Genomic DNA, 9,196 nt, shown 5'->3' on the forward strand with positions numbered 1-9,196 from the left:
TAAAAGTGTTGTTACAAAGTATAGTACAATCACCTTTTAGTTGAACACCACAATTTTTACTATTTTCAGATATCTTTTGTGAAAAAAATGGACTAGAGACCCCTATTTGTATTAGCGTCGAAAAATAAAAATGACGTTTGTATAATACGAATGAACATTATTAAAGGGGGAGTTAACTTGAATCGGTGTAGAGTGTGTCGAAAGTCGTCGGAATCCGCACTTTATCAAAGACGAGTTAAGCAAGTGGCTCAATGAAGCGGATCTTTGTTATCATCACTTTGAAGAGTTAGGTGGCAGAAGGAAGTTATCCGCTAAAGTTGGTGAGGCACTTAATTCAGGCTGGAATAATCGATCATTTCATAACTATGCGGATTACTCTCTGACAGAGGAATTTAAGCAGGGAATGAGTGAGTTGATGGCAGAGGGAGAGGGCCAACATGTTGTATTAATGTGTTCTGAATATCATCCCACTAGGTGTCACCGGTTAATTATTAGTAATTACTTGGAAGCGAACGGCATGCCAGTCACTCACATCATCCCTAATTCGGATGGCGAAGCGGATTTGGTTGCTCATGAGTTAGGGAAGTGGGGAGCCACACCAGTCATTGAGAAGGATGGGACAGTGGTTTATCCGCAACAAGAATAAACTGGAGGACGATGAGGAATTTACTAGAAAAATACTTGCGATACTAGACAAAATTTAGTGCTTACTAGACAAATCGGCGAATTTACTAGACAATTTTGGACTTTTACTAGACAAAAATTAAAATTTACTAGACAAATTTAAAGATTTACTAGAAATTTTTTCTGAATACTAGACAAATTACATTTACCTCGTACAAACATTTCACTGTTTCAACCTAGTCCTTATATTAAAACACGACTTAAGACCTATTAAAAAAATCAGAAAATTTAGTATAATGATGAAAGCGGTTGCATTGGTTAAGTGCATCTTTTCTTTTTTACTGTTTACGCAAACGTTTGCACTTATGTTTAACTATCGAAAGGAGCGAGTTTATGAGGTTTTACAAAACAAAATCTTTAATTTATTTAACCGTTTTACTGATGTTGATTCAACCTCTAAGTGGGCATTTTAGTACTCCGTCTGTCCATGCAGATGAACGGGAAGCCTTTTTAGTTGGGAGTTTTGGTTCTGATGGGGATTCAACCTATTGGAATCCGTCATCTAGTGAATTTCAAATGACGAACGCGCAAAATGGTCATTATTATTTAGAAAAAACACTTCCAGCAGGTACATATGAGTATAAAATTGCGATCAATGGTAGCTGGGATGAGAACTATGGTGCAAATGGTGGACGGAATGGATCGAACATGTCCTTAACTTTAGAGGAAGAAACGACTGTTCGCTTTGTTTACAACGATGAGAGTCATGTGGTGACAACGATGGTAGAGGACAAGCAACCTCGACTTGTCGGGAACCTTCAGCCTGCGATCGATGCGGGGGACGAGTGGTCACCTGAAACGTCAACGGCTATTTTAACAGATGATAATAACGATAATATTTATGAGTTCAATGCTTCATTATCTAAAGGTGATTATGAGTTTAAAATTGTCTTGGGGTCAAGCTGGGGGGAGGATTATCCATCTAGTAATGTTCAGTTAAGTCTTGATCGTCCTCAGGAACTAACGTTTTATTATAATCACGAAACAAAAGCGGTTTATACAAGTTTAGACGCTGACCAGGGTGATATTGATGAGGCGTCTCTTTTCCATAACTCATGGGATGAGACTTACAGAACCCCATTTGGTGCTGCAGAGGTTGGCGAGAGTGTCACGTTACGTTTTGCTGCGAAAAAGGATGACTTAGAGAAGGCGAATTTACACGTGAAAAACTATACCACAGGAGATTCTGAAGTGATCCCGATGTCTAAGTCTGGTTGGTCAACTGTTGATGGACAAGAATTAGATTTTTGGGAAGCTAAATTCACGCCTTCTGACAAGGGTGTTCATGGCTATAAATTTATTGCCTATGATGGGGAAGTCGTGAAAGAATACGGTGAAGATGCTCAACAAGGTAAGACAGGGCGTTCTGGGGATACGGTTAATGAGTTATTTCAACTGACGGTATACGACCCAGAGTATCAGACGCCTGATTGGATGAAGGAAGCCGTTGTCTATCAAATTTTCCCGGATCGTTTTTATAATGGGAATCCGGACAATGATGAGGCAAAATCTAATGCACGCGGCGATGAACCGATTGAACACCACGAGTGGGATGAGTTGCCTGATAACCCAAGATTAGCAGGGACTGCTGGCTATGAAGGGGATGGGTTTTGGAGTAATGATTTCTATGGTGGCGATGTTAAGGGTGTTCATGAAAAGTTAGATTACATTCAGTCACTAGGTGTGAATACGATTTATCTCAATCCGATCGCGCACGCGGCGTCCAATCATAAGTATGATGCAACAGACTTTAAGGCCATTGATCCGATGTTTGGATCGCCTGAAGAGTTTAAAGCATTTACTGATGAACTCAAAGAACGTGGGATGCATTTAATTTTGGATGGTGTCTTTAACCACGTTGGTGATGATTCGATCTACTTTGACCGTTATGGAAAATATGAGACGGTTGGAGCTTATGAGTACTGGTCTAGAATCTATGATTTGATGAATGAAGAAGGGTTAACAGAGGAGGAAGCCAAGGCTCAAGCTGAAGAAGAGTTTAAGGATGAAGGGCAAGTGTTTAGTCCGTATGGCTTCCATAACTGGTTTAATATTAAAAATACGAAAGTCGATGTAGGTCAATCAACTGAACGTTATGACTACCAAGGCTGGTGGGGCTTTGATAGTTTACCAGAGATCGCTTCGATTCCGGGTGAAGCTGTACCTTATGAGTCTGAACTCAATAACGAGCCGTTTGCCAACTACATCATGTACGAAGATGATTCAGTTGCGAAGTCTTGGTTAAATCGTGGTGGCTCTGGTTGGAGATTAGATGTTGCAAACGAAGTCGATACAGAGTTTTGGAGAGAGTTTAGAGATGAGTTAAAACAAATTGAACTCGATCAAGGTGGATCTCCATTGATTTTAGGTGAGATTTGGGATGATGCTTCGAAGTATTTCTTAGGTGATTTATATGATTCGGTCATGAACTATCGCTTCAGAGGGGCCGTTATTGACTTTTTAAGAAACGGAAAAGAAGAAGAGGCGATGGATCAGTTAATGGCTGTTCAGGAGGATTATCCTGATGAAGCATTCTATAATTTAATGAATTTAATGGGCTCGCACGATACGGTAAGAGCGGTTTATGTGTTGGGTAATGGGTCTGACACATATGAGCGTGCTGAAGACGACCCGAATTACGATCATGAACTAGGGTTAAAGCGTCTGAAGCTAGCTGCGATTTTCCAATATGGGTATGCCGGTGCTCCAACTGTTTATTATGGAGATGAGGCTGGTGTGACCGGTTCAAAAGACCCTGATGATCGCAGGACGTATCCGTGGGGTAGTGAAAATGATGATTTAATTAAGCACTATCAAGAGTTAGGTGACGTTCGTGAATCGAATAAGGCTCTATTTACAAAGGGGTCGCTCACTCACTTATATGCAAAAAATGACGTGGTGGCATACGGCCGACAGCATGCGAAAAAGTACGGTGTTGTCGTCATGAACCGTTCGAACGAGGAAAAAGTTGTAACGATTGATACGAGTGAATTTGCGCTAAATGGTGTTCAGTTTAAAGATGAGCTTAATCAAAAATACACAGCAACAACTAAAGACGGAAAACTTGAGGTTACATTACCACCTATGAGCGGGCGAATGTTAGTATCTAAACCAGCTCAAGTCAAAGAGGTTAACCAGGTTGCGAAGTTAGAGGCAACAGAAGGAGAAGGTCAGGTTACGTTAAGTTGGAAAGGTAAGAAGGGGACGTACCATGTTTATCAGACCAATGTAGACGGCACGCTTTATGAGAAGGTTGCTGAGACAACAAAGCAGACAATCGAAATTGATTCTTTAGACAACGGTCGTGCTTACTACTTTGCCATTACACGTGTGGACCAACACGGAAATGAGTCTGAAATGGTACAGTCTGAAAAAGTGATTCCTCATATTCCTTTAGAAAATTATGAAGTGACTAACGTGACTGAACTAGATGATGGTACGATCAATTTAGCTGAATTTAAAAAGGTAGAAGCGTCTATTTTAATAGATGGTTATACAGATCATGAGAAAGCTGAAGGGCTAGAGGCTAAGCTACAGTATAAACAAGCTGGAGCTTCATCATGGGAGGAAGTACCAGCTAAGTATATTGGCCAGGATTCAGATTCCAATGTGTTTGAGGCCAAATTTTTACCAATAGAAGTGGGTGAGTATGAGTACCGTTATGCGTTTACGACAGATCAAGGTCGTGAATATGTCTATACGGATAGTCAAACATTTAACGTAACTCAAAGTGACGATCAAACACCACCTGCAGATGCTGTCACATTAGATGAACCTCTTCAGGAGTCTGGACAAGTAAATTTAACTTGGTCGGTTGAAAACGAGGTAGATCCATATATGATTGGAATCTACCGTGATGACAAATTAGTTCATAAACTTTGGGATACGAGTGCCACCTCATATCGTGATGTAGATGTCATGAATGGTGAAACGTATTCGTATGTGGTTGCTTTATTTGATCAAAATGGAAACGTTGTTCGTTCGAATGAGGTCAGTGTAACTCCGCAGCTTGTCACGGTCGATGTGACGTTTAAAGTCAGTGCCCCAGATTACACGCCACTCGATGCAACGTTGACCATTCCAAATAGCATGAACGGTTGGAACACAAGTGCGTGGGAGATGAGTCGTGCAGGAGCCGTGACACCTGATTGGCAGTACACGGTGCAGGCGCAAGTTGGTGAAGTGATTACGTATAAATATGTGCGTGATGGGTCGTGGGATCGTGAAGGTTTAGCCGATCACACTCGTGAAAACCCAACTGATGACGATATAAGTTACTATGGTTACGGTGCTGAAGGAACTGACCTTCAATTGGTCGTTGAAAACCAAGGTAATAATAAAATGGTCGTGGAAGACACAATCTTACGTTGGGTGGACCAACCAGTTGTCGTGACATCGCATTCGAATGGTCAAAGTGTGAGTGAAGACACAGTCACGTTAAGCGGTAATGCGATTAAAGAAGGTGTCCTCACAATTAACGGTGAGCCTGTAACAATTCAGGACGACATGTCTTGGTCGCATGAGGTGACCCTTCAAGATGGTGAGAACCAATTTAACATTCATATCGAACCAACTGAAGAAAACAAATCTGAGATCTTTAACAATGATGGAGGGGCTATTTCCAAAAACACAAAAGATATCGAGTTTACGTTGAATAGGGAATAATTCCAGTAAAAAACCCGTACTTTGGTTAGTGTAACCACTAACCGAGTACGGGTTTTTGTTATATCATTTTTTAGTTTTTATTAACGGAAGCGTCATAAATTGAATCTACTGCGCTTTGAAGTTTTTCGTTGAATTCTGCATCGGATTGATCCACATGTAAGTCGCTTGCTAACGCACGAGAGAAGCTTGCAATCAAGTTATCGTTATCTTTAAGCTTTTCGTTGGCTTCATCACGTGAATACCCTCCAGATAGTGCTACTACACGTACAACATTAGGGTGGTCCGCTAGTTCCTTGTAAAGGTTAGCTTTAGTCGGAATCGTAAGCTTTAACATTACATGTTGGTCATCTGATAAGTCGTTAAGATGTTTTAGAATTTCAGCTTTTAAAATATCTTCACTTTTTTCTTTGTCGGCACTGTTAATGTTAACCTCAGGCTCAACGATTGGAACAAGGCCTGCTTCAATAATGCGTTTCGCGTAATCAAACTGCTGATCAACAACAGCTTTAATGCCTTCTTCGTTAGCTTCATGAACGACCGAACGCATTTTAGTACCAAACATATGACGCTCATTAGCACGGCGTAGCGTTTCATCTAGGTCATGAATCGGCTTCATCATTTGAACGCCATTTTCTTGATCTGCAAGCCCTTTATCGACTTTAAGGAATGGCACAACGCCTTTATCTGCTAAATAGTCACCTGTATATTTGCCTTCGATTTCACGGTCCATCGTTTGTTCGAATAGAATTGCACCGATAATTTTGTCTGAACTAAACGCTGGCGATGTGATGATTCGTGTTCTCATTTGATGTACAAGATCGAACATCTCATCTTCGTTTGAATATTGATCTTCTGTTACGCCATAAGCTGCAAGTGCCTTAGGTGTACTACCTCCACTTTGATCCAGTGCAGCGATGAATCCATCTTTGTTTTTCATTTGATTTAAGTGATTCTCGTTCATATTCTTCACTCCTAATTTTCATTACTCATCTATATAATATCCTAACATGTTCAACTTCACTAATACAGAATTTTACGATTTAAAAAGGTTGGGCGGGACATGAAAAATATCGACCCCATTTCTAACGTTATCGACCCTATTTTCGGAATTATCGACCACGAAATTTGTCAACGGGGTAAAGATCGTAATTTTTATCGAACCTTAGAACGGATTTATCGACCCCATTTTCGGATATATCTACCCTATTTTAGAAAATATCTACCCCGAAATTTGTCGACGAAGTAAAAAACGCCCGTTTATCTACCCCAAAATCTATTTTATCTAAAAAAATCACTACCCCGCATCTGCAAGGTAGTGATGAATCATTAATTTCGGATGAGGTGGTCAAAGGCTGCAAGAGCTGATGTAGCACCTTCACCCATTGAAACAATAATTTGGTTATAAGCACTGTTCGTACAGTCACCTGCTGCAAAGACACCAGGGATGTTCGTTGCAGTACTTTTATCTGTGATAATCTCACCGATTTTATTTTTCTCAACTTGATCGCCTAACCAGTCCGTGTTTGGAATAAGACCGATTTGAACGAACACGCCAGCTAGTTTGACATGCTTCTCATCACCAGATTCAAGATCAACGTATTTTAGTCCATTAACGTTGTCATCACCAGTGATTTCAGATGTTTTCGCGTTCGTTAAAACCGTAACGTTCGGTAAGCTGTATAGGCGTTTTTGTAGTACTTCATCAGCCTTAAGCTCAGAATTGTATTCAAGTAGCGTGACATGATTAACAATTCCTGCAAGGTCAATTGCAGCTTCAACGCCTGAATTACCGCCACCAATCACGGCTACGTCTTTACCTTCGAATAACGGTCCATCACAATGTGGGCAATAAGCGACACCTTTGTTTTTAAACTCTGCTTCACCTGGAACGCCGATTTCGCGCCAGCGTGCACCAGTTGAAACAATAAGGGTTTTACTCTTAAGCTTAGCACCATTTTCTAACTCTAGTTCGAAAAGGTCATTTTTCTCTAAGCCTTTTGCACGCTGTAAGTTCATGACATCAATGTCATAATCCTTAATGTGCTCTTCTAATGCTGCAGCTAGCTTTGGTCCTTCTGTGTTTTTTACACTGATGAAGTTCTCGATTGTTAGTGTATCAAGAACTTGTCCACCAAGGCGTTCTGCAACAATTCCTGTACGAATTCCTTTACGGGATGCGTAAATTGCTGCGCTTGCCCCTGCAGGACCACCACCGACAACTAGAACATCATAAGGATCTTTATTTGAAAGCTCATCAGCATCTAGGCTCTTACCTAATTTAGCTAAAATTTCTTCTAGGGTAATACGACCGTTACTGAACGGTTCGCCATTTAGGTAAACAGCAGGTACTGCCATGATGTCTTTTTCTTCAACTTCTGACTTGTAAACAGCACCGTCAATCATCGTATGAGAAATGTTAGGGTTTAAAACACTCATGATGTTTAGGGCTTGTACAACATCAGGACAGTTATGACAAGAAAGACTTACATATGTTTCAAAGTGGTACTCACCATCAAGTTCTTTGATTTGGTTAGCAATACTATCATCAACTTTTGGTGGGCGACCACTAGCTTGTAAGAGTGCTAATACGAGTGATGTGAACTCGTGTCCTAGTGGTACACCTGCAAAAGTGACACCTGATTCTTCACCTGCACGGTTAACACTGAAGCTTGGTGTACGTTCTAATTTAGCTTTTTCAATAGAAATTTTAGATGACATGGCAGCTAGTTCATCAACTAGTGCTTGAGTTTCCTCTGATTTTTGGTCAGATTCAGTACTTACTTTTAGTACAAGGTCATCTTCTAGTAGTTGCAGGTACTGATTTAATTGGGACTTAATTTCTGCATCAAGTGCCATGTGTAATCCCTCTCCTTAAAGCTTATAGTTTACCTACTAAGTCTAAGTTAGGTTTAAGAGTTTCTTCCCCTTCTTCCCATTTAGCTGGGCAAACTTCACCAGGGTTTTTGCGCACGTATTGTGCTGCTTTGATTTTGTTGATTAGTGTGCTTGCATCACGGCCAATACCTTCAGCATTGATTTCTACTGCTTGAATGACTCCATCAGGGTCAATGATAAATGTACCGCGATCAGCTTGTCCTAGATCTTCAACATAAACGTCAAAGTTACGAGATAGAACGTGAGCTGGGTCACCAATCATACCGTAAGTAATTTTTCCGATTTTCTCAGAAGTATCGTGCCATGCTTTATGAGTAAAATGAGAGTCTCTAGATACAGAGAATACTTCTACACCAAGCTCTTGAAGCTTAGGATACTGTTCTTGTAAGTCTTCTAGCTCAGTTGGGCATACGAATGTGAAGTCTGCTGGGTAGAAGCAAACTACCGTCCAATGGCCTTTGAAGTCCTCTTCTGTAACTTCGATAAAATCTCCGTTTTTGTATGCTTGCGCTTTAAATGGTTCTACTTCTTTTCCGATTAAAGACATAATCTAATTCCTCCTTAGAAATATTGTTTCTAGTTGATAGCCTACCCAATCAAGTTGGGAAAATTACATGACTATCTAAAATTATTATAATCAAACATTTATTATTATTATTATAGGTTTGTCGAGCTTTGTCAACAGATATGGTTTTTTGTTCATAGAACTTTTTAAAATATAGTAAAAGTCAGAACTGTATTATTAAAAAAACCTTCATATTACAATATTTTTCATTATTTGTTTAGCTACTTTTAAATCGTAATTTTCTATTATATAATAGTAGTCGGGAGTGTCAATAATTTTGTGTAAATGACACTAAACCCTTTTGTAAGAATTAAGCTAGTTATTTATTATAAACGACCTTGCAGGTCGGACTGTGACTTTCTTCTTCAGTTACTAACCCCATAGCTG

5 protein-coding genes are annotated in these 9,196 nt (G+C 40.0%); 2 read left to right on the top strand and 3 right to left on the bottom strand.

The genetic code is table 11. The features are described from left to right. Positions 1 to 181 precede the first annotated feature (181 nt). Both ACTWQB_RS14360 and ACTWQB_RS14365 read left to right on the top strand, forming a co-directional pair. The gene (locus tag ACTWQB_RS14360) at positions 182 to 646 is read left to right on the top strand and encodes a DUF488 domain-containing protein (RefSeq protein ID WP_443139894.1); all 465 of its coding nucleotides are present in this window, start codon (positions 182 to 184) and stop codon (positions 644 to 646) included. A 371-nt stretch (positions 647 to 1,017) separates the two neighbouring features. Next, entirely contained in the window at positions 1,018 to 5,349 is a 4,332-nt protein-coding gene (locus tag ACTWQB_RS14365) for an alpha-amylase family glycosyl hydrolase (protein WP_443139889.1), read from the top strand. Between the two features lie 70 nt (positions 5,350 to 5,419). Here ACTWQB_RS14365 and ACTWQB_RS14370 read toward each other — a convergent pair whose 3' ends face one another. The 3 genes from ACTWQB_RS14370 to ahpC form a co-directional block, all read right to left on the bottom strand. Next, complete coding sequence (locus tag ACTWQB_RS14370) at positions 5,420 to 6,310, bottom strand: fructose bisphosphate aldolase (RefSeq protein WP_443139890.1); 891 nt, start codon at positions 6,308 to 6,310, stop codon at positions 5,420 to 5,422. 365 nt (positions 6,311 to 6,675) lie between these two features. Next, complete coding sequence (gene ahpF / locus ACTWQB_RS14375; RefSeq protein WP_443139891.1) at positions 6,676 to 8,205, bottom strand: alkyl hydroperoxide reductase subunit F; 1,530 nt, start codon at positions 8,203 to 8,205, stop codon at positions 6,676 to 6,678. 22 nt (positions 8,206 to 8,227) lie between these two features. Beyond that, entirely contained in the window at positions 8,228 to 8,791 is a 564-nt protein-coding gene (gene ahpC / locus ACTWQB_RS14380; RefSeq protein WP_443139892.1) for an alkyl hydroperoxide reductase subunit C, read from the bottom strand. Between the last annotated feature and the right edge of the window lie 405 nt (positions 8,792 to 9,196).

This window comes from Piscibacillus sp. B03 (assembly GCF_052246295.1).
Taxonomy (GTDB): Bacteria; Bacillota; Bacilli; order Bacillales; family Alkalibacillaceae; genus Piscibacillus.